Annotated in this window: 16 protein-coding genes and 1 pseudogene; 4 read left to right on the top strand and 13 right to left on the bottom strand. The window is 54.0% G+C overall.

Annotated elements, in window-relative coordinates; translation table 11 throughout:
* Positions 1-18 precede the first annotated feature (18 nt).
* On the top strand, positions 19-1434 hold the full coding sequence (gene ftsP / locus EH206_RS20545; RefSeq protein ID WP_009114698.1) for a cell division protein FtsP: 1416 nt from the start codon (positions 19-21) through the stop codon (positions 1432-1434).
* Between the two features lie 25 nt (positions 1435-1459).
* On the opposite strand, the gene EH206_RS20540 is transcribed toward ftsP, so the two are convergent.
* Entirely contained in the window at positions 1460-2395 is a 936-nt protein-coding gene (locus EH206_RS20540; RefSeq protein ID WP_009114697.1) for a PfkB family carbohydrate kinase, read from the bottom strand.
* Positions 2392-3816: a purine-cytosine permease family protein gene (locus EH206_RS20535; protein WP_009114696.1), complete on the bottom strand. Its 1425-nt coding sequence runs from the start codon at positions 3814-3816 to the stop codon at positions 2392-2394. Before EH206_RS20535 ends, EH206_RS20540 begins: the two co-directional genes overlap by 4 nt.
* Before the next feature lie 503 nt (positions 3817-4319).
* Here EH206_RS20535 and EH206_RS20530 point away from each other — a divergent pair.
* Positions 4320-5057, top strand: a complete 738-nt coding sequence (locus tag EH206_RS20530; protein ID WP_009114695.1) for a GntR family transcriptional regulator — start codon at positions 4320-4322, stop codon at positions 5055-5057.
* 43 nt (positions 5058-5100) lie between these two features.
* Here EH206_RS20530 and dkgA read toward each other — a convergent pair whose 3' ends face one another.
* The 8 genes and pseudogenes from dkgA to EH206_RS20490 form a co-directional block, all read right to left on the bottom strand.
* Positions 5101-5928, bottom strand: a complete 828-nt coding sequence (gene dkgA / locus EH206_RS20525; protein WP_009114694.1) for a 2,5-didehydrogluconate reductase DkgA — start codon at positions 5926-5928, stop codon at positions 5101-5103.
* A 219-nt stretch (positions 5929-6147) separates the two neighbouring features.
* Positions 6148-6807 (bottom strand): DedA family protein, encoded by a 660-nt coding sequence (locus EH206_RS20520; protein WP_009114693.1) that lies wholly within the window; start codon positions 6805-6807, stop codon positions 6148-6150.
* A gap of 230 nt (positions 6808-7037) precedes the next feature.
* Complete coding sequence (metC, locus tag EH206_RS20515; protein WP_009114692.1) at positions 7038-8231, bottom strand: cystathionine beta-lyase; 1194 nt, start codon at positions 8229-8231, stop codon at positions 7038-7040.
* 207 nt (positions 8232-8438) lie between these two features.
* Positions 8439-8819 carry a type II toxin-antitoxin system VapC family toxin gene (locus tag EH206_RS20510; protein WP_009114691.1) on the bottom strand — a complete coding sequence of 127 codons (381 nt, stop codon included), beginning with the start codon at positions 8817-8819 and terminating at the stop codon, positions 8439-8441.
* Positions 8816-9037, bottom strand: a complete 222-nt coding sequence (locus tag EH206_RS20505; RefSeq protein WP_009114690.1) for a ribbon-helix-helix domain-containing protein — start codon at positions 9035-9037, stop codon at positions 8816-8818. The genes EH206_RS20510 and EH206_RS20505 overlap by 4 nt, the downstream gene beginning before the upstream one ends.
* Before the next feature lie 110 nt (positions 9038-9147).
* Complete coding sequence (locus EH206_RS20500) at positions 9148-10449, bottom strand: anaerobic C4-dicarboxylate transporter (protein WP_009114689.1); 1302 nt, start codon at positions 10447-10449, stop codon at positions 9148-9150.
* A 237-nt stretch (positions 10450-10686) separates the two neighbouring features.
* A pseudogene (gene aspA / locus EH206_RS20495) lies at positions 10687-12125 on the bottom strand (aspartate ammonia-lyase).
* Positions 12126-12372: 247 nt separating this feature from the next.
* Positions 12373-13353: a LysR family transcriptional regulator gene (locus tag EH206_RS20490; RefSeq protein WP_009114688.1), complete on the bottom strand. Its 981-nt coding sequence runs from the start codon at positions 13351-13353 to the stop codon at positions 12373-12375.
* Positions 13354-13776: 423 nt separating this feature from the next.
* On the opposite strand from EH206_RS20490, the gene EH206_RS20485 reads away from it, so the two are divergent.
* Positions 13777-14877 carry a DUF1615 domain-containing protein gene (locus tag EH206_RS20485; protein ID WP_009114687.1) on the top strand — a complete coding sequence of 367 codons (1101 nt, stop codon included), beginning with the start codon at positions 13777-13779 and terminating at the stop codon, positions 14875-14877.
* Positions 14878-14997: 120 nt separating this feature from the next.
* Positions 14998-18519 (top strand): AAA domain-containing protein, encoded by a 3522-nt coding sequence (locus tag EH206_RS20480; protein ID WP_009114686.1) that lies wholly within the window; start codon positions 14998-15000, stop codon positions 18517-18519.
* Here EH206_RS20480 and EH206_RS20475 read toward each other — a convergent pair.
* The 3 genes from EH206_RS20475 to EH206_RS20465 all read right to left on the bottom strand — a co-directional run bounded on the left by EH206_RS20475 (position 18516) and on the right by EH206_RS20465 (position 21312).
* Positions 18516-18737, bottom strand: coding sequence for a CopG family ribbon-helix-helix protein (locus EH206_RS20475; RefSeq protein WP_009114685.1), 222 nt, complete (start codon positions 18735-18737; stop codon positions 18516-18518). The genes EH206_RS20480 and EH206_RS20475 overlap by 4 nt on opposite strands.
* A gap of 226 nt (positions 18738-18963) precedes the next feature.
* Entirely contained in the window at positions 18964-20226 is a 1263-nt protein-coding gene (locus tag EH206_RS20470) for a PTS galactitol transporter subunit IIC (RefSeq protein WP_009114684.1), read from the bottom strand.
* A 90-nt stretch (positions 20227-20316) separates the two neighbouring features.
* A complete protein-coding gene (locus EH206_RS20465) occupies positions 20317-21312 on the bottom strand; it encodes a 2-hydroxyacid dehydrogenase (RefSeq protein WP_009114683.1) in 996 nt (331 codons plus the stop codon).
* Positions 21313-21317 lie beyond the last annotated feature (5 nt).

Raw genomic sequence — 21317 nt, 5'->3', positions numbered from 1 at the left:
CAGGTTTACGGAGCAACTATGTCACTCAGCCGGCGTCAGTTTATTCAGGCATCGGGTTTTGCGTTGTATGCGGGGAGCCGGCCCCTGTCGGCGAGAGCAGGCGGTACGCCAACGGCATTGCCGATCCCCCCTTTGCTGGAGTCGCGCCGAGGACAGCCGCTGTTTCTGACGATGCAACAGGCCCACTGGGCTTTCAGCGGCGAGCGTAAAACGCCGGTCTGGGGCATTAACGGGCGTTATCTGGGGCCGACGGTGCGCGTGTTTGACGGGGACGACGTCAAGCTGATTTACAGCAACCGGCTCACTGAACCGGTATCCATGACCATCGGCGGCTTACAGGTTTCCGGTTCGCTGATGGGCGGCGCGTCGCGCATTATATCGCCGGGTATGGACTGGTCGCCGGTATTGCCGATCCGCCAGCCTTCGGCCACCTGCTGGTATCACGCCAATACGCCGAATCGCATGGCGCCGCACGTTTACAACGGGCTGGCGGGGCTGTGGCTGGTGGAAGACAGCATCAGTAGATCCTTGCCGCTGCCCAATCACTATGGCGTGGACGATTTTCCGCTGATTATTCAGGATAAACGTCTGGATAACTTTGGCGCGCCGGTTTACGACCCGCCGGGCAGCGGAGGTTTTGTCGGCGATATATTGCTGGTCAACGGCGTGCAGAATCCCTATGTCGAGGTGTCCCGCGGCTGGGTGCGCTTACGGCTGGTCAACGCCTCGAACGCCCGCCGCTATATCATGCGCCTGAGCGACGGCCGCCCGATCCACGTTATCGCCAGCGATCAGGGGTTGCTGCCGGCGCCGATGGCCGTCAGTCAGATCTCGCTGGCGCCGGGCGAACGGCGGGAGATCCTGATCGATATGTCCCAGGGGGATGAGGCGACGCTGACCGCCGGCGAGTCCGCCGGGATTATGGATCGCCTGCGCGGGTTGTTCGAGCCGTCCGGCATATTGATTTCGACGCAGATATTAACGCTTAAACCCACGGGGCTATTACCTCTGGTGACCGATAACCTGCCGATGCGTCTGCTGGCGGATAACATTATCGAAGGCAGTATCAGCCGCACCCGCGAGTTCCGTCTGGGCGATAGCCTGCCGGGCATTAACGGGGCGATGTGGGATATGACGCGCACCGACGTGCAGACGCAGCCGGGCCGCTGCGAGCGCTGGCTTATCCATGCGGATACTCCCCAGCCCTTCCATATTCAAGGGGTGAAGTTTCTGGTGCGCAGCGTCAACGGCGGGGCGGTGCCGGTGGAGGACAGCGGCTGGAAGGATACGGTTTGGGTGGATAGCGACGTAGAGCTGCTGGTTTATTTCACCCAGCCGTCGTCAGCGGCTTTCCCTTTTCTGTATTACAGCCAAACGCTGGAAATGGCCGATCGCGGTTCGACCGGGCAGCTTGTCGTGCAGTCGCCGGTTTAAGGCCGGCCTGCCGGACGGCGACCGGTTACGGGTGCCGGGAAACGGGGAAGCGCCGGCGCAGGGTATCCCAGTCCGGCGCGGCGGCAGCGCCCTGACCGGCCACCACGCAGGCCGCCACCTTATTGGCCAGATCGACGGCATCCCGCAGCGGCCAGTTCGCCGACAGGCCTGCCAGCAGGCCGCCGCTATGCGCGTCGCCGGCGCCGATGGTATCCACCACCGTTACCGGGTAGGGCGCCACGGCGGTCGGTTCGCCGTCGGCGGGACAAATCCACGCCCCTTGCTTATCCAGGCGGCAAATCAGCGTTAAACCGCTGCGCCGGGCGTAGCGCAGCGCCTGTGAAACCGGGTCGCCTTCGCCGCATAGCCGTTTGGTTTCATCGCGATTCAAGGTCAGGACGGTATTGCTGCCGGCCAGCGCGCTGATAAAATCCGCCGGGATCAGCGGTAAACGCGGGCCGAAATCAATCAGCTTTTGCGTCGTCTGCGCCAGCGCCCACTCGCGCAGCGCCTGGCCGCCGGCGCCGAACAGTTCGTAACCGTTGAGGTACAGCAACGCATGGTCGGGCGGCGCCAGCCGTTGCAGCATTTCCCGGCTACAGTGCGCTTCACAGCCGGTAATACCGATAAAGGTCCGCTCGCCGTCAGGCTCGGTCAGCGCCAGGCACCAGCCGTTATCCATCTCCGTATGGCGCATCAACACCGGCAGATTCATCTGCGCCATGGCGGCGGCAACGGCTTTTCCCCACGGCCCGTTGCCCACCGGCATGCCGTTGATTATCGGCACGTTGAGGCGGTGCAGGGTGCGGGCCACGTTAAAGGCGCAGCCGCCAATCTGCCGGCCGAGATCTTTCCCCTCAATATCTTCCCCGCTGCGCGGCAGTCGCGGAAGCGCCAGCAGCATATCGCCGCAGGCGCCGCCGACCACCACCACCGGACGTTCGGGCGCAAACGGCGTCATACCCGTTTCTCTTGAGGTTTAACCAGCAGATAAAGCCAGTAGGCGACCAGGCTGACGCCGAACGCGACAAACAGCCCCAGGCTGGAATCGGCGAAAATACCCAGCGCCAGCGGTCCGTCGATAAAGCCGGTTTTTGTCACCATCAGGCCGGATATGGCGCCCAGCAGCCAGCAAAACAGCGGACCCCAGCGTACGCCGCGGTTTTTGCCGTTCAGGCCGAAAAGCGCGTCCTGGTCATAGCCATAGTGGCGGCGAATCAGCAGGTAATCGAGGATAAACATCGCCGACCAGGGGCCGAGCAACAAACCGCAGAAAATCAGAAAAGAGATAAAGGGCGTCAGGAAATCGCCGGAAATAAACAGCACGTAGACGGCGATGGCGACCACCAGCACGGCGTCGAGAGCCACCGCCACCGGCTGGCGCAGTTTCACGCCGATGGTCAGCAGGTTAAGGCCGGCGGAATACAGGCTTAATACCGCGATGGTGACGATGCCCGCCGTGGCGGTCAACAGATAGGGCACCGACATCCAGGGCGGCAGCACCGTGCCAATCAGCGCAATCGGGTTGGCCGAACTGGCGAGCTCCGGCAACTGGGACGACAGCAGAATACCGGCCAGCATCAGCAGTACCAACGGCAAGACCGCGCCGCCGACGACGGCGGCAAACACGCGGCCGCGGCCGGACGACGGATTCTGATAGCGGCTGTAATCCGCGCCGGCGATAGTCCAGCCTACGCCTGTGCCGGCGGCAATCACCGAAACGGCGGGCAAAAATCCGCTTAACCAGTCGCCGGACGGCAGCGACAGCACCTTATGCCACGGGGTATTGAACAGAATATAAATCACCACCACCAGCGTCATGGTGCCGAAAATACGGGTGATCCAGCTTTGCAGCAGGACCAGCGTATTTTGTCCCAGGATGCTGACGGCAATCGTCAGGCCGCCAAAAAGCAGCAGGCAAACGGCGGTCAGCGAGTGGCTGCCGCTTAACCCTATGGCTTCAAACAGCGCGGACAGCGTCAAGGTGCCGGTAATCAGGTTTACCGCCTCCCAGCCCATCAGGTTGAACCAGCTGAATGCCGTGGGCGCGATATTGCCTTTAACGCCGAAAATCGTGCGCGAGAGCGTCAGCGTGGCGGTGCGGCCGATTTGACCGGCAAATGACGTGAAACCGACCAGCGCGAAGCTGACCACGCCGAGAATGGCGGCAAGGATTGATTGGATAAAGGAAAGGCCGAACGACACGATAATGGCGCCGTAGACAATGCCGAGGATACCGATATTAGCCGCGCACCAGATCCAGAATAATTCCAGCGGCCTGCCGGTGCGCTCGGCTTCCGGCACCAAATCGATACCGGTGCTTTCGACTTTCCATACTTTTTTTTGCGGTTGCGTCGCGAGGTTTTGCCGTGCTTCACCCATATTGGCATGCTCCTTTTCCATATCGGCTCTCAGCGTAATATAAAGCTTAGTCGGCGCCGGCGGTTCCGGCAGGTGTGATTTTTTTCTATTAATGTCATGGCGTGGTGGATACGCCGGTTTAATGCGTAATGTCGGCAGGTTCACCGGCGATATTATTATCGGGGGCGGGCGGGATGTTCTCGAACCGACCAAAATAGGGACGAACCGGCTCCTGCGTCCATCACTCCGATGGCATCCTCGTTGCGTCGCCGACGGCCCGCAGGTAAAAGCGAACCGGGATGGCGCACGAGGATTTGTAGTTGTTGGTCATTAATGACCCTGGTGTTGGCTCTTGCTTTACCAGAGTACGAAAACTAAACGAGTCACGCAAGGCCAATGTAATGCCTTTATGATGCCAATCCAAGTCCTGATAAATTTTGTGCCGCGTTTTGAATCCGATTTAGTATTTATGTTTAACAATTGCGTATGCTGGAAGCAACGTAAGACAATGAAAAGGCTGCGGTATGCAGGAATTGCTTCTTTGGGTGCGCGCCAGGCTGGCCGAACCGTCTTCAGCACCTCGTTATATGCAACTTGCCGCGCTGCTTGAGTCGGCTATCGACCAGCGCAAAACGCTGGCCGGCCAATTTTTACCTGCGGAAAGATTGATCGCTCAGCAAATCGGGTTGTCCCGCGTTACGGTTTCCCGCGCTTTGGCATTGCTGGAAGCGAAAGCCCTGATTGTGCGTCAGCAAGGCGTCGGCACCAGAGTCTGTCAGAATTTAAATTATTCTCTGGATAAAGATGAGGCGGGTTTTACCGCATTGGTTCTGCAACTGGGCGGAGCGGCAGGCAATCTGTGGCTGGAAAGGCGCAGGAAAAAACTTCCCGCCGTTATCGCCGAGGAGATGTCATTGCCAAAAGATACCCTGGTCACCCACCTGCGGCGGATTCGGTTGATTAATGAGCAGCCGACGTCGCTGGAAACCACCTGGATCCCGCTGGCGCTGTTACCGGAACCGGAACAGCTGGAACACTCTCTGTATCAATACTGGGCGGCGCGCAATATCTACCCGGATAAAAAACGCTATCGGCTAAAAGCGGTGGCGTCGCCGGCGGACGTTGCCGGGCATCTCGGCGTACCGGTAGGGGCGCCGTTGATGTTAAGCCGCCAGCATACCTATAACGCGCAGGGCGAGCTGCTGGAATACAGCGAAATATACTGCCGCAGCGATGTGTATGAGTTTCAGGTAACGGATTGAGCGCCGTGGGTAAAATATCGCCGGCAGGGCCGGCGAGGGGGCGTCACTCTTTTTCCTGCGTATCGGGATTGGGGCCCAGACGTTTGCCGCTGTCCAGTTTCGCTATCTCGCCCAGTTCATCCTTATCCAGGCGAAAATCGAACACGTTGAAATTTTCTCTGATGCGCGCCGGGGTAACGGATTTCGGGATGACCACCAGCCCGTTATCCAGATGCCAGCGGATAACGATTTGCGCGGGGGTTTTATCATACTTCACCGCCAGTTTTCGGATAATCGGCCGATCGAATACTCCCGCGCCGCCTTGCGCCAGCGGGCTCCAGGACTCGGTCTGAATACGGTGGGTGGCGTTCCAGGTATGAAGCTGGCGCTGTTGGAAGAGCGGATGCAGCTCAATTTGATTGATAACCGGCCACACGCCGGTGTCATCTTTCAGCCGTTGCAGGTGTTGGGTGTGGAAATTACTGACGCCGATGCTTTTTACCAGCCCCTGCTGCTGTAGTTTAATCAGCCCGCGCCAGGCCTCCACATAAGTGTCCTGCCGCGGTAGCGGCCAGTGAATAAGATAAAGATCCAGGTAGTCCAGTTGCAGTTTTCGCAGACTCTCTTCTAACGCCCGCTGCGGCTCTTTCTGATCGCTGTTCCACAGCTTGCTGGTAATAAACAGCTCTTCACGCGGCAACTCAACGGATTGCAATGCCTGGCCGACGCCCTGTTCATTTTTATAAATGGCGGCGGTATCGATGGCGCGATAACCCGTTTTTAATGCTTCGGTGACGGCGATCACCGTTTCTTCGTTACTCGCCTGCCAGACACCAAGGCCCAACTGGGGGATGATATTGCCGTCAGCCAGTTTAAGTTTGGGTTGCGTCATATCACTCTCCTTTTTTAATTGTTAATCAGCGATTAACGGAGCGGCCGGCCCGTTACCGATGCGGCCGATGCGATATCGGTTCCGCACCCTACCGGGCAGATCGATTAATTATAGTAGAGAAACGGACGATTGTTTCGCGGGCTAAGGAATATGCCCCGGGACGCTAAAGCCGCATTGCGAGGGGAAGGATTTAGCCGTTATCTGCGCCGGACGAGGGGATCAGGCGGCGGAGTGTTTCTTGCGCCATACCATAACCAGCATGCCGATTAATCCGCTGACCAACAGCACGACGGGCAGAAGAATCAATGCCGTCATCACCTGATTTTCATAGCGCTTTATCAGCGGAATGTGGCTCATGCTGTAGCCGAGGGTGACGATGCCGCCGACCCAGAGGAAACCGCTGAGCCAGTTGAATATCTGAAAGCGCGTATTGCTTAGCCCGGAAATACCCGCGATGGTGGGCAACAGCGTACGGATAAAGGCCAGAAAACGACCGATCAACAGCGCCACCAGTCCGTGACGGTAGAACAGGTGATAAGCCCGCTGATGATAGTGGGCGGGCAACTGCAACAGCCAGCTTTTCACCAACCGTGTATCGCCCAGCCAGCGGCCCTGAAGATAGCTGAACCAGCATCCGAGGCTTGCCGCCACCGTCAGCAGCAGCAGGGTGGGTATAAAACTCATCACGCCCTTGGCGATCATGGCTCCGGTCAGCAGCAGCAGGCTGTCGCCGGGAAGAAAAGAGGCGGGCAGCAAACCGTTTTCCAAAAACAGGGTGGTAAACAAGATACCGTAAACCACCCAGATGACATGAGGATCGGCCAGCGCGCTGAAATCCTGCTGCCATAGCGCCTGAATAATGTCGTGAACCACACTCATATTACGTCCTGCCAGATACCCTGAAAAAAGATAAAGAAACAAAATGCACGACCCTACGTGCTTGATACGCCGATGGCAGCGCGGGGCTAATTGATTTTTTTAAGATAAAATGCTTATTAGGATAATCGTTAAGTTAGGGTAAAGCGGTATCGGTCAACAAAATACCTTATCATAATACACGCTTTACCCATCGCCGATGCTGTTAAATCAAGTAGATGCCTGGCGGTTCATCACACTTCCTTGATCCGGTTAAAGCCGCTGGTCAGATCGTCGATTAAATCGTCGCAGTCTTCAAGTCCAATATGTAACCGAATCAACGTGCCGCTGAAATCCACGCCGCCCGCCGGACGGATCGACGCCAGATCGTCCGGCTGGTTGGCCAGAATCAGCGATTCAAAGCCGCCCCATGAATACGCCATACTGAAGTGTTCAAAGTTATCCAGATAGTGAGCCAGCTGCGTTTTGCTCAGTTTGTCTTTTAATACAAATGAGAACAGGCCGTTGCTTCCTTTAAAATCACGCACGTAGAATTCATGCCCTTTGCATTCCGGCAGCGCGGGGTGATTGACCACCGCCACTTCGGGGCGTGCAGATAACCATTTGGCGATGCGGATGCTGCTTTCCTGATGCTGCTTAAGCCGGATCCCCAGCGTACGCAGGCCGCGGCTGGCGACATAGGCGGTATCGGCATCCACCATTTGCCCCATCAGATACGAATGCTCGCGTAGCTGGACCCAGCAGCGCTCGTTCGCCACCGCCGTACCCAGCATGGCATCGGAGTGGCCGACAATATACTTGGTGCCGGACTGCACCGAGATATCGACCCCGAACTCCAGCGCTTTGAACAGCACGCCCGCCGCCCAGGTGTTATCCATGATGATCACGATTTCCGGATTGATGCGGCGAACGGCCTGCACAATCGCCGGGACATCCTGTACTTCCATGGTGATTGAGCCGGGCGATTCAAGAAAAACGACCTTGGTGTTTGGCTGTATAAGCTCGCTGATGCCGGCGCCGATAAACGGATCAAAATAGCTGGTACTGATATTCATCTTACTCAGAACTGTATTACAGAAGCCCTGAGTGGGTTCATAGACGGAGCCGGTCACCAGCAGATGGTCGCCCGCCGCCACGAAAGAAAGGATCGCATTGGCAATCGCCGCCGCGCCGCAAGGGTATAGCGCACAGCCCGCGCCGCCTTCCAGTTCGACCATCGCTTCCTGCAAAGAAAAATGCGTCAATGTGCCGCGGCGGCCGTAGAATAACGCGCCCCTGGCCCGATTGATGGCGGCGTGCTTCTTCTCCTCGACGGTATCGAATACCAGAGAGGAAGCCCGCTGAATGACGGGATTGACCGATCCCTGGGTGAATTTTTTGCTGCGCCCCGCGCTGACCAATACTGTTGCCGTTTTCTTGCTTGTCATAACCGATATCACCTTTATCTTTTTTTGGCCGCACCGGGCGATTAACGCCGGGATGACCCCGCTTACCTGATACTTTTATTATTCAATACCTTTGGCCGTTCGATTCACGCTGATAGTTGATGCCGCACTTGCTACGTTACCACGGCTTAAGCCGCCTGTGGACGGGCTTTTCTGATTGAAGGGAAAAATAGCGGTGGGGTTTATCTTCTAAAGCTGGTAAGGCACGATCACGCCTGACTCGGGGGCAAAGTCTTTTGGGTTGCGAGAAATCAGCGTCCTGGCGTTTACCTGAGCCGTCGCCCATACGATCGCATCAGGTAATTTTATTTTGGTTTCATGGCGGATTATAACGGCGCGTTCAGATACTTCATCGGTCACTGGCAGTAACAAAAACTGTGCTAAAAACTGGCGAGTCCGTGTTTCTTGCTCCTGGGGCATTTTTTTTGCGCTGACCATCACTTCCATCCAGGTAATAACGCTGATGGCCGGTTTGTGGCTAAATTTTTCAAGGGTGTTTTTCGCCTGCGCAATACCGTTTAAATAATCAATCAGGATATTGGTATCAAACAGGACCGATTGAGCCATCATTCCCACTCCTCGCGGAGCTGATTTTCATAATCAACCCCGTCGATGTTCTTGTCTCTCCACAAGCCAAACGCGTTGTTATTGCCATCCGCGCGATTATTTGCCAGATAGCCGGCCAGGGCTTGTCTGATTATCTCGGCCCGCGCCACGCGGCGAATGGCTTTCAGGTTATCCAACTGTCGGAGATCTTCTTCAGGTAAATCGATGACGATACGCGGCATCGGCATGGCCTCCCAAATGATGTTTGATATACGCATCATATATCAAAGCGCTGTTTTTTACTATGGAAAAAATGGTGACTGCGCTTGCCGGGCGCCGCTCACCGGGCGCGTTACAGCAGGATATTGCCGAGAATAAAGCCGAAGATGACCGACAGCGAAATGGTCAGCACGCCGGGTATCAGAAACGAGTGGTTGAACACATATTTCCCGATGCGGGTCGAACCGGTGTCATCCATTTCCACCGCCGCCAGCAAGGTCGGGTAGGTCGGCAAGACGAACAGGGCGGAAACGGCGGCGAACGACGCGACGGCGGTTACCGGCGAAACTCCGAGCAGCAGCGCCGCGGGCATCAGCGCCTTGGCGGTGGCGGCCTGTGAATAGAGCAGCATGGCGGCAAAAAACAGCACTACGGCCAGCATCCACGGGTAGCTTTGCAACAGCCTTCCGGCGGTTTCCTGAATGTCGCTAATATGCGCCTTGACGAAAGTATCTCCCAGCCAGGCGACGCCCATCACGCAGACGCAGGCGCTCATCCCCGAACGGAAGGTACTGGCCGTGAGCACTTTCGCGGTATCGATTTTACCGCTAAGGCAGATCAGCGTGGCGATGGTCAGCATAAACACCACGATGGCCTCATTGCGCGGCAATACCGGGTTGGCGATCAATTTGATGTTATCGCTGATCGCCGTGGCGTAAAGCACCACGGCGATAATGCCGATCAGGAACAGCAGCACCGACGTCTTGGCGCCGGGTTTTATCTCCTGCGTATTGATATTGCCTACGGCGACATCGCCTTTTCTCAAACGCTCCTGATAAATTTCATCATCTTTCAGCTCTTTGCCCAGAAAATTGGTGATGACGGCGGCCAGCAGGACGGCGGTCAGCGTGGTCGGAATGCAAATACCCAACAGCGTCAGATAACCGATGCCGTAGGGTTCCAGAATACCGGCGACAAACACCACCGCGGCGGAAATCGGCGAGGCAGTAATCGCCACCTGCGAAGCCACCACGGCGATCGACAGCGGGCGTGAAGGCCTTATCCCCTGTTCCTTGGCCACCGCCGCGATAACCGGCAGCGTCGAGAAGGCGGTATGCCCCGTACCGGCCAGCAGGGTCATAAAATAGGTCACCAACGGGGCCAGAAAAGTGACGTATTTAGGGTGCCGGCGCAGCAGTTTTTCCGCCAGGCTGACAAGATAATCCATGCCGCCCGCCACCTGCATGGCGGCGATGGCGGCGATCACCGCCATGATGATTTCGATAACATCGAACGGGATCGCCCCCGGTTTGATATGAAAACCCAGTGTGAGAATCAGGACGCCCAGGCCTCCGGCGAAGCCGATGCCTATGCCTCCGAGCCGCGCCCCCAAATAGATGGCGAACAGCACAACGATGAGTTCCGGGATCAGCATATAATGCTCCTTAAGACAATGTGATATACCCGCCGTCTTTGGCGTTGCAGGAGTGCGGGCCGCGCCCGATCGCCGATCTGATTCAGCGCTTCAGGATTCGTCCGGTTATCGCCTCTCTGCATCTCGAAAGCGGTTGGGTATAGCTATTGTTTTGATTTTTATTATTTTTCATTTATGGGATGACGGCACATGGCGTGGATAACCATGTGCCTGACCGTTGTTATTGCAATAGGGTGATTAAACGGATTCTTTGTCGTCGGTGTAGCGTTTGGCTTTATAGGCCGGATGCATCAGGTTTTGGATGGAGAAGATGTCGTCCAGTTGCTCTACGGTGAGCAGGCCGCGCTCCAGCACCACTTCACGTACGCTTTTCCCGGTTTCCGCACAGATCTTGCCGACGATATCGCCGTTATGGTGGCCGATAAACGGGTTCAGGTAGGTCACGATACCGATGGAGTTAAAGACATACGCTTCGCACACCTCTTTATTGGCGGTAATGCCGTTGACGCATTTCTCCAGCAGGTTGTAGCAGGCGTTGGTCAGAATATGGGTTGACTCGAACATGGCCTGCCCAATCACCGGTTCCATCACGTTCAGTTGGAGCTGGCCCGCTTCCGCGGCCATGGTAACGCAGGTGTCGTTGCCGATAACCTTGAAGCACACCTGATTCACCACTTCCGGCACCACCGGGTTAACCTTCGCCGGCATAATGGAGGAGCCCGCCTGCAACTCCGCAGGTTGATTTCGTTCAAACCGGCGCGCGGGCCGGAAGAGAGCAGACGCAGGTCGTTACAGATTTTCGACATCTTGACCGCCAGGCGCTTGAGCGAACTGTGAACCATCACGTAGGCGCCGCAGTCGGAGGTGGCCTCAATCAGGTCTTCGGCCGGAATACACGGCAGACCGCTGACTTCCGCCAGCCGCTGTACCGCCAGTTGCTGATAGCCGTCCGGGGTGTTCAGCCTGGTGCCGATCGCCGTTGCTCCCAGGTTGACTTCCAATAGTAATTCCGCGGTACGCAGCAGGTTTTTGTTTTCTTCTTTCAGTAACACATTGAAGGCGTGGAACTCTTGTCCCAACGTCATGGGAACCGCATCCTGAAGCTGGGTTCGCCCCATTTTCAATACGTTGGCAAATTCTTTGGCTTTGCGTTCAAAGCCGTCGCCAAGCAGCGTTAGCGCATCAATCAGTTTCAAAATGGCTGCATAAACGGCGATACGGAATCCGGTGGGGTAAGCGTCGTTGGTCGATTGGCATTTATTCAGATGATCGTTTGGATTCAGGTACTGGTATTCGCCTTTCCGGTGTCCCATCAATTCCAGGCCGATATTGGCCAACACCTCGTTGGTGTTCATGTTTACCGAGGTGCCGGCGCCGCCTTGATAGACGTCAATCGGGAATTGATCCATGCATTTGCCGTTATTCAACACCTCATCACAGGCCTGGATGATAACATCGGCAATTTTCCGCGGGATGGTCTGCAGCTCCTTGTTCGCCAGTGCAGCGGCTTTTTTAACCATTACCATGCCGCGCACAAATTCCGGGATATCGCTTATTTTGCTGTTGCTGATATAAAAGTTTTCAATGGCCCGTAGCGTATGAACGCCGTAATACGCATTAGCGGGAACTTCACGCGTGCCTAACAGATCTTCTTCTATACGGATGTTATTTGACATAACCATTATCCTTTATTGCATTGGACTATATTTCAAATATTGAGCCGATAATTAACGCCGGTGGAAAATACGGCTTGCTTATTTTTAAGACGATGTTCGACCATCACGATTTTTAGCAATCATGATCGAGAAATATTTTTCAGGAGGATTAATCCCCAATAAGAGCATCGCAACGCGCTTATTTCATAAAGCTATTTTACCTACACGGACGGCGCCTCTCCTCATTGCCGAAAACCTTATCGACGCGCTATTCCACATCCTCTGAATTAATAGACACCAACTTTTCGATGCCCCGATTCAGGTTCTTCAGTTTCGGAATAAATACGGTCTTGATGATTTCATGAGTCACATCGCATGCTTCGTCAAAAAAAGCGCTGTACTCGTCACGATGCCCGACAATATAAAGCGAACGTTTAATATTCAGCTGCTCCGGCATATGCGTCAGAACCTGCCGGGAATAGGTTTCCGATTGTAAAAAACTGATGGGGCTGGTAACGGCCCAGCCGATTCCCGCCGCCACCATGGAGGTTAAGGTATCCGCATTATCAAATTCGAGCATATTGGGAACGCGAATATCGATTCTGCGCAGATAGCGCTCAATCTGCATGCCAATCTGTGAATTGCGATTAAACCTCACCAGCGGCAACGCGGCGGACAGCTCGCGAATATCCTCGATGGTTTTTATGCGTTGGCGATATTCCGGAGGAGTAATAATAAAATAGCCTTCGGTAAACAGCCGGTAGCGCACCACGCTGTCCGTATCCATCAACGGATCGCTGGTCACGATAAGATCCAGTTCGCGCCGCATCAGGGCTTCCCCTTGCTGCGGGCTTAATCCGGTACGGATCAGCAACTGCGATGAACTGCTTAGCAGCCGTTTGGTGAATACCGAACCGCAGGTGATGGCGAAAGAGTCAACCAGACCGATGCGCAGGTCGGGTTTGATGCCGCGCCCCGCCTCCAGAACTTGCGCTTTCAGGTTGGCGATCTCTTCGGTAAGCACCTCGCCCCGGTTTTTTAACGCAATACCATAGGGCGTCAACACAAAAGGGCGTCTGCCCCGGTTGACCAGCATAACGCCAAAATCATCCTCCAATAACCTGATTGTTTGCGAGACCGCTGACGGCGTCAGCCCTAACCGCGTGGCGGCCGCGGTCATGCTTCCCGCTTCAGCCACCGTCACGAAGACGTGGACTGCATACATATCAATCGACTTATTGGCTGACATTGTTCATTTGACCATTTGATATTGCCTACGGTGCAAGGGCGCTGGATTGTTGAAACACTTAAGTAAACATGCAGTTTAACCCATAATGCATTGCCGGTAGGCTTGCTGACTGACGCCATCTTAGTCATCCAATCCTGGAAAAAATGCAGTGCGTGTCACTGATTAATTTTTTCTTATAACTAGGTGTAGCTACGCTGAAGGTAGCGTAGGCGGAAAAAATCAGCTCGCGTCATAAAAATACATGAAATATAGCAACTTAATGATTTTAAATGAGATTAATATGAGTTTTGTGGGTTTTTTTCTGATGCCGGACTGAAAGCGGTTTTGTGGCGACAAAAGCGTACCGACTTTTTTTGTTCGCTGGATCATCGGCGCCTGCTGCGTTAACGTTGCTCGGCTTTCCTCCTCATACTCAGGGATAAGATGTCACATTACCGCGTTTCCGGGCTGCGCCCGCTTTGTCTGATGGCGTTGCTGACGCTGGCCGGGTGCTCGAGCCAGACCTCGCAGAAACCGGCGCCGCGCCCGGTGGATGTCAAAGCCCGGCTGGTGCAACTGATGCCGGCCAATGTCGGCGATCGTCAGGGCTGGGCGACGGATATTGCCGCGGCTTTTAGCGCCCAGGCCATCGATCCCAGCGATGAAAACCTGTGCTCGGTGCTGGCGGTCACCGAACAGGAATCGACGTTCAAGGCCGATCCGCAGGTGCCGGGCCTGGCGAAAATCGCCTGGCAGGAGATCGATCGCCGGGCGGAAAAACTGCATATCCCGCCTTTTCTGGTGCGCACCGCGCTGTTGATCAAATCTCCCAACGGCAAGAGTTACAGCGAACGGCTGGACAAGGTGCGCAGTGAAAAAGAGCTGAGCGCCATTTTTGACGATTTCATCAACATGGTGCCGATGGGGCAAAAACTGTTCGGCCGCCTGAACCCGGTGCATACCGGCGGGCCGATGCAGGTGAGCATTGCGTTCGCCGAAGCCAACGCCAAAAACTACCCCTATCAGGTTGACGGTTCCATCCGCCGCGAAGTATTCAGCCGCCGCGGGGGAATGTATTTCGGCATTATGCACCTGCTGGGTTATCCGGCGAATTATTCCCGTTCCCTCTATCGTTTTGCCGATTTTAATGCCGGCTGGTACGCCAGCCGCAATGCGGCATTCCAGCGCGCCGTCAGCCGGTTAAGCGGCATTCCGCTGGCGCTGGATGGCGATTTGATCAATCACGGCTCCGATAAAGCGGGAGCGACCGAACGGGCGGTACGTTCGCTCGGCAAACGTCTGGATATGAGCGATGCCGCGATCCGCCGGGCGCTGGAGAAGGGGGATAGCCTGGCGTTTGAAAAAACCGGGCTGTATGAACGGGTCTATGCGCTGGCCGATAAATCGGCGCGGGAGAGGGCGCCGCGTGAAATCCTGCCGGGCATCGCGCTGGAAAGCCCGAAAATCACCCGCAAACTGACCACGGCGTGGTTCGCCAAGCGGGTGGATGAGCGTCGCCTGCGTTGTATGGGTAGGGGGAGATAGGCTGATGGCGCTGGCTAACAAAAGGTTGCAGCTACTTGCTTAAAATGGACAATGGATCTTCAGATTATTTATTTTCCCATTAATGAAACTGATAAATTTAATTGAGTGACAGAGCTTGCAATGGATGCTGATTCTTTAAGGTTTGCGGCGTACTGGCGTAATTCGCTGGCTGACGCCGAGTCGGGGCTGGGCGCCTTTGAGCGAAAGAATGTTGATATTTTTACGCAGTGGTCCGCCGTAGATATCGACGCCGGCCAGCTTGATGAAGATAGCGTAAATGCGTTTTTTAGCGATGAAGACCAAGAGGTAAAAACGGTAGAGGTTGTTCTGCGCCCAAAAGTCTATTTTCGCTTATTGCAGCACGGGCAAGAGCGTATTGCGAGCGCTCCCGCCGTCGTCACTCCTCTGGTCACTTCCGCCCTGCTGAGCCGCGCTGGCTATCTGTACCCGACTCCCGCCACTTCCATTCCCCGGGACTTGCTTGAACCCCTGCCGAAAGGGACGTTTTCTCTGGGAGAGGTGGCGCAATTCGATAGATATAAGACGACCCACACCTCAGTATCCATAAAATATAATGAGATTCCTGACGAGGAGTCCGAATCAGAGGCGCAGCGGGAAGCGCGTCAGGAGCGCTATCTGTGGCAGTGGCGTCACTATCTGGAAGATTGCGACCAATTACTGGAGGTTGTGGCCGGGGAGTGGATAACCAATCACCCGCAATATGAAGCGGCGCAATACGGCTATGTTGTTAAAAAGACGCAGCCCCAGGGGGCGGCCAAACATATCCTCGCCCTTTACGATCATCTGCCGATCGGCAAACCGGACTCCCCGCTTTTTAAGCGTTTTGCTTCACAGAAACTTTATTCGACCGAGCCTCTGCTCCAGTCAGGAGATAAATTTGTCGGACGGCTTGGGTATTGCGGAGAAAAATTCCCGCTGGCAACCGCTCAGCGAGATGCGTTAAGCCATTTTATCAATATCGATCACGGCGATATTCTGGCGGTTAACGGCCCGCCGGGAACGGGAAAAACCACCCTGGTGCTGTCAATTATCGCTACGCTCTGGGCCAGGGCGGCGCTGGAAAAAGGCGAGCCTCCGGTTATTCTCGCCATGTCGACGAATAATCAGGCGGTAACCAATATTATCGAGGCATTCGGAAAAGATTTTTCCGTGGGCGCGGGTTGTATGGCTGGGCGCTGGTTGCCCGAAATCAAAAGCTTTGGCGCATATTTCCCATCCCGCAACAGAAAAGATGAGGCGAATAAAAAATATCAGACGGAGGATTTCTTCAATCACGTTGAATTGAAGGAGTACCTTGAGGACGCGGAGGAGTATTATCTGGATAAGGCCAGAGCCGCTTTCCCCGGTCAGGAACATTATTCGCCAGACATTGTTGTTGAGTTATTACACCGACAGTTAACCAGCCAGTCCGATAAACTGACAAAAATCCAGACGGCATGGGATACATTAAGCCGGATTAGGCAACAACGGATACAAATAGCTGGCAATATAGAACAGTATATTGCAGATAAATCCACAATATTATCGGGTTTGAAAAAGGAACTTGAAACACTTAAGTCGGCGGAAAAAAGCTGGAGGCAATATCTTAATGATGAGTCGCTAATTTTCTCTTTTTTCTCATGGATACCGGCGGTCCGAACCAAACGGTGGCACCGCATCAGGTTTTTTATCGACAACTTGCCGTGCAAGGCGTTTTCCAGAAAAGAGTGGACGGATCCTGAAGAGATCGGCGGGTATATAAGCGACCTGATCGGCTCCGCTGAGAAGGAGTGCGCCGAGCTTGGTCAACGGCTAGCTTCGGCCGCAGAGATTGTGGCGCAAGAAACTGCCGCCGTTAAGGCGTGGCGCGCTATCGCCGGGCAACTGGGATATGAAGGAGAGGAGGAGCTGGATTTTGCTCAGGCGGATGCGCTGGCAGATATGCAAATTCGCTTCCCCGCCTTCCTGTTGACGACCCATTACTGGGAGGGGCGTTGGCTGATGGATATGGCGAATATTGGCAATCTTCATGAAGAAAAAAGGAAAAACGGCCGTAGAACGGTAATTCCGCGCTGGTATCGCCGTATGAAACTCACCCCCTGCGTGGTGATGACTTGCTATATGTTGCCGAGGCAAATGCAAGTGAGCGAATATCGAGGGCAGAAGGGATTCGAAACTGATTATCTGTATGATTTTGCGGATCTGTTGATTGTTGACGAGGCCGGGCAGGTGCTCCCTGAAGTGGCCGCTGCGTCATTTTCCCTGGCTAAAAAGGCATTGGTGATAGGTGATACTGAGCAGATTGCGCCGATTTGGAATGTTACGCCGACGATTGATATCGGGAATATGCTTTCAGAGGGCATTCTGGCGGGTGAAAGCAAGGAAGAACTGCAGCGACAATATGCGCTGATTACTCATAGCGCTAAAAGTGCCGCTGCCGGCAGCGTAATGAAAGTCGCCCAGTGCGCTTCGCGATATCAATATGATCCCGAACTGGCGCGGGGAATGTATTTATATGAACATCGCCGCTGTTTTGACAATATTATTGGCTACTGCAATGAACTTTGTTATCACGGAAAATTGCTCCCTATGAGAGGCAACAAGGATGATAATTTATTTCCTGTTATGGGCTATTTGCATATTGACGGCAAGGGTGAAACCGCGAATGGGGGGAGCTGCTATAATGTGCTTGAGGCAGAGACTATCGCCGCCTGGGTGATGGAAAATAAAGAAAAGATCGAGAACGACTACCACAAATCTATTTATGAGGTCATCGGGGTTGTGACGCCTTTTAGCGCTCAGGTTGCGTCTATCAGACAGGCTTTCGAAAAACTCGGACTTTGGAACGCAAGTGACGAAAACGGTATCACTATCGGTACGGTGCATTCTCTTCAAGGGGCTGAGCGAGCCATTGTTATATTCTCCCCGGTCTATTCTAAACATGAAGATGGCGGGTTTATCGATAGTGATAACAGCATGTTGAATGTTGCTATTTCCCGGGCAAAAGATAGTTTTCTGGTCTTTGGCGATATGGATCTGTTCGAGGTTCAGCCGCCATCCTCTCCTCGCGGATTACTGGCTAAATATCTGTTTTCGTCGGAAAATAATGCGTTATATTTTGCATCTAAGGAACGAAATGATTTAAAAAGTTCCGAGACGCAAATTTATACGCTTCATGGCGCCGCACAGCACGACGACTTTCTGCATCAGGCGTTCAAACAGGCAGGAGCAAGCATTACCATCGTTTCCCCCTGGTTAAGCTGGCAAAAACTGGAGCAGACCGGATTTCTGGATGCTATGTCGCAGGCATGTCGGCGCGGTATTGAAGTGACTGTCGTCACTGACCGGAGTTTCAATACTGAAGATAGCGATTATGAAAAAAGAAAACAGAAAAAACTGAGTCTGAATGTCTCTTTAGCGGCGTTGCAAGCCATGGGAATTAAGACCAGGCTGGTAACGCGCGTTCATAGTAAAATCGTTATCGGGGACGCGGGGCTGTTGTGTGTTGGCTCTTTCAACTGGTTCAGCGCGACACGGGACGCGCGCTATGAGCGTTACGATACCTCGCTGGTCTATCGCGGGCAAAACCTTGGCGAAGAGATTTCCGCAATCCATAGCAGCCTGGATAAGCGTTTAATTTAATCCACATCAGAATGGCTCACGACACGCCCGGCGTCGACATCGGCAAGTCCTTTCAGGACCATCTGATGGCGTCGTTCCCTGGCCTCAATCATTGCGGTCAACGCTTCTTTAATCACCCAGCTTTTAGATCTGTCCAACTCAATAGCCAGATTTTCTAGCGCAGCGGCAAGCTCTGCTGGGATCTGGGCGCTGATCGTCTGTTTAGCGGATGCTCCCATAAACATCACCTTTTAATAAATAAAATAGCATGGTTTTATTGGTGTCTCTACCATCGGGCAATTACAGCATCCTTGCTGTGCCATGGAGAAATACGGACGTGGCGGGACTTAATCGTCATATGCTAAACGTACAGACACACAGTGGTGTCCGCATTCGATTTCGGCGCATTGATAACCTGCCCGGGGCCTGCCAGGCCCCGGGCGGAGTGTTAACGGGTAAATATCCTTAAGGTGCGGAGCTAAAAAACTCACCGAATTTCACCGCCAGCCAGCCCACCGGCGTGGTGGCTCCTCCAACGATATTGGTAATTTCAGACATCCCTTCCGGCACTGGAATATTGGAATTTACCGCCGCTTGGGTGTACTCCTTCGAAATATCCGTCCCGACGTACAAAATACAGGTGACTACCAGCGTGCCGGTAATGAACATGCGGAACATATTTCGCTTACAGAATGGTGTCACCATCGCCAGCAGGAACATGAGTGAGGCCAGATCGACAAACGGCAGCACGCGGTTACCCGGTAAAATAATGGACAGCACCACCGCCATCGGGATTAACAGCAGCCCGGTTGCCAGTACGGAAGGCTCACCAATCAATAACGCCGTATCCATACCGATGTAGAAATCGCGACCGGGGAATTTGGCTTTCAGTTTCGCTTCGGCGGCATCGCGGACGATCAGCAGTCCCTGCACCAGAATCTCGATCATTTTCGGCAGCAGCAGCATGGCGGCGGAGACCTTAATCGCCAGTGAAACCGCAGCCGAAACGTCGTATCCGGCAAGGAACGCCAGCAGCAGTCCCAGCACAAAACCTAACGTCAGCGGTTCACCAAATACGCCGAACTTTTTATTAATACTTTCCGGGTCGAAATTAATTTTATTGATCAGCGGGATCTTATCAATAATGTAATTACAGGCAATACCAAACGGCACGTAGGTTATACAGGTAAGATGAGGGAATGAGATCCCTTTAAGATTATAATTTTTTTGTAAATAGGGAGCGGTTAAATCCGCTGCCAGCAAGGTTAAGACAAATATGCCGAAGGTGATCCCAACAGAAAGCCAATAATTCCCGGTTCCGGCGTACACCACCGAACCCATAATCAGGAATATCCAGTAGTTAAAAATATCGATATTCACCGTTTTGGTTAATTTGAGCAACAGCATGGCGAGGTTGATGACGATAAAACCGACCACCACCGGCAGCATTAGCGGCGAGCCCCAGCCGATAGTGGAAGCGGTGGGCCATCCGGTATCAACCACCGTCAGTTGCAGGCCGATGCGCTCTACCATTGCCTGTGATGCCGGGCCGAGGTTGGTCAGCAGCAGACCAATCACCAGACCGACCCCTTCAAAACCGATACCGACCAGCATTCCGGCTTTAAATGCCGTTCCGATTTTTACCCCAAAGCAAAGTGCGATAATAAAGAATATTACTGGCATCATTACTGATGCCCCCAGACTAATAATGCTGTTGATAATATCCATAATAATTCCTTAAAAAGGAGGGCGAATTGGGCACGAGCGAACCCGTGCCCAATGGGCCGTATAAAAACCTTTAATGGCTCTTTTTAATATTTAACTGAGTTTCTTAAGTAGGATCTCAGAAAATAGTTTGGGTGAATTACTGAAGGCGTCAATAGTACTCCCCGCGATGTGCGGCGTAATGGTGACGTTATTCAGCGTATAAAAAGCGCTATCATCAGGCAGCGGTTCATCGTCAAAAGTATCCAATGCGGCGCCCATGATTTTTCCGGCTTGCAGCGCCGCAATCAGATCGCCTTCATTGATTAACCCGGAGCGTGCCGTGTTCACAATAATGGCGCTGTCTTTCATTAGCTCAAAATGATGCGCGTTGATCAGGTTTTCGGTTTCCGGCGTCAAACGAGCATGCAGCGATACAACATCGGCACGCTGTACCAGCTCGTCCAGCGAGTCGACTTTTTCATAGCGCTCATGACTGGAGACGTATTTATCGTAAAAGATAATCTCGGCGCCAAAGCCGCTGAGAAAACCAGCAACCAGCTGTGCAATATGCCCCAGCCCTACCAGACCGACCACTTTATCGCCCAGCTCCGGAATAGCCTGATGGTTAGGGCTATCCTTGCGCCAGTATTTGTCGCGTAGCGCGTCATGCGAGCGGGCGATATTGCGCATTTCCGCAAGGACCATCCCGACGGTAAATTCCGCAACGCTGCGGGCATTACGCCCTGGCGTGTTCATCACCTCAATACCGCGCGCTTTCGCCACCTCCTGATTGACGTTTTCCACGCCGCCGCGCAGCACGCCAACGTATTTTAACTTCGGCAGCTTATCCAGTACCTCCGTGTTAACCGGCGCGAACTGGGTGATCAGTATCTCAACGTCGTCGGCGCCCTGGAGCAGGGAGTCGGGTAACGCAACGGCCTCCGCGCCTTCCTGCTCAACCCGCAGATTATCCTCCTGCAGCTTTTCGATAGATTGGTGTGACCATTCGCGAACTTCAACCTCGATACCTTTATCTCTGAGCGCCTTCAGGCCTGCGTCCATCATCGCTGCATTGATAAAAAGATCGGCAATCGCCAGACATTTCATAGTGA

The sequence above is a fragment of the Brenneria nigrifluens DSM 30175 = ATCC 13028 genome, assembly GCF_005484965.1.
GTDB classification, from domain to species: Bacteria; Pseudomonadota; Gammaproteobacteria; order Enterobacterales; family Enterobacteriaceae; genus Brenneria; species Brenneria nigrifluens.
The sequence above is the reverse complement of the archived record's forward strand: the minus strand, read 5'-3'. Positions and strand labels throughout refer to the sequence as shown.

Bases quoted from the DNA above. Each gene is read 5' to 3' on its own strand.
- ftsP (WP_009114698.1), top strand. From the start codon at position 19: ATGTCACTCAGCCGGCGTCAGTTTATTCAGGCATCGGGTTTTGCGTTG.
- EH206_RS20540 (WP_009114697.1), bottom strand. From the start codon at position 2,395: ATGACGCCGTTTGCGCCCGAACGTCCGGTGGTGGTGGTCGGCGGCGCC.
- EH206_RS20535 (WP_009114696.1), bottom strand. From the start codon at position 3,816: ATGGGTGAAGCACGGCAAAACCTCGCGACGCAACCGCAAAAAAAAGTA.
- EH206_RS20530 (WP_009114695.1), top strand. From the start codon at position 4,320: ATGCAGGAATTGCTTCTTTGGGTGCGCGCCAGGCTGGCCGAACCGTCT.
- dkgA (WP_009114694.1), bottom strand. From the start codon at position 5,928: ATGACGCAACCCAAACTTAAACTGGCTGACGGCAATATCATCCCCCAG.
- EH206_RS20520 (WP_009114693.1), bottom strand. From the start codon at position 6,807: ATGAGTGTGGTTCACGACATTATTCAGGCGCTATGGCAGCAGGATTTC.
- metC (WP_009114692.1), bottom strand. From the start codon at position 8,231: ATGACAAGCAAGAAAACGGCAACAGTATTGGTCAGCGCGGGGCGCAGC.
- EH206_RS20510 (WP_009114691.1), bottom strand. From the start codon at position 8,819: ATGATGGCTCAATCGGTCCTGTTTGATACCAATATCCTGATTGATTAT.
- EH206_RS20505 (WP_009114690.1), bottom strand. From the start codon at position 9,037: ATGCCGCGTATCGTCATCGATTTACCTGAAGAAGATCTCCGACAGTTG.
- EH206_RS20500 (WP_009114689.1), bottom strand. From the start codon at position 10,449: ATGCTGATCCCGGAACTCATCGTTGTGCTGTTCGCCATCTATTTGGGG.
- EH206_RS20490 (WP_009114688.1), bottom strand. From the start codon at position 13,353: ATGTCAGCCAATAAGTCGATTGATATGTATGCAGTCCACGTCTTCGTG.
- EH206_RS20485 (WP_009114687.1), top strand. From the start codon at position 13,777: ATGTCACATTACCGCGTTTCCGGGCTGCGCCCGCTTTGTCTGATGGCG.
- EH206_RS20480 (WP_009114686.1), top strand. From the start codon at position 14,998: ATGGATGCTGATTCTTTAAGGTTTGCGGCGTACTGGCGTAATTCGCTG.
- EH206_RS20475 (WP_009114685.1), bottom strand. From the start codon at position 18,737: ATGGGAGCATCCGCTAAACAGACGATCAGCGCCCAGATCCCAGCAGAG.
- EH206_RS20470 (WP_009114684.1), bottom strand. From the start codon at position 20,226: ATGGATATTATCAACAGCATTATTAGTCTGGGGGCATCAGTAATGATG.
- EH206_RS20465 (WP_009114683.1), bottom strand. From the start codon at position 21,312: ATGAAATGTCTGGCGATTGCCGATCTTTTTATCAATGCAGCGATGATG.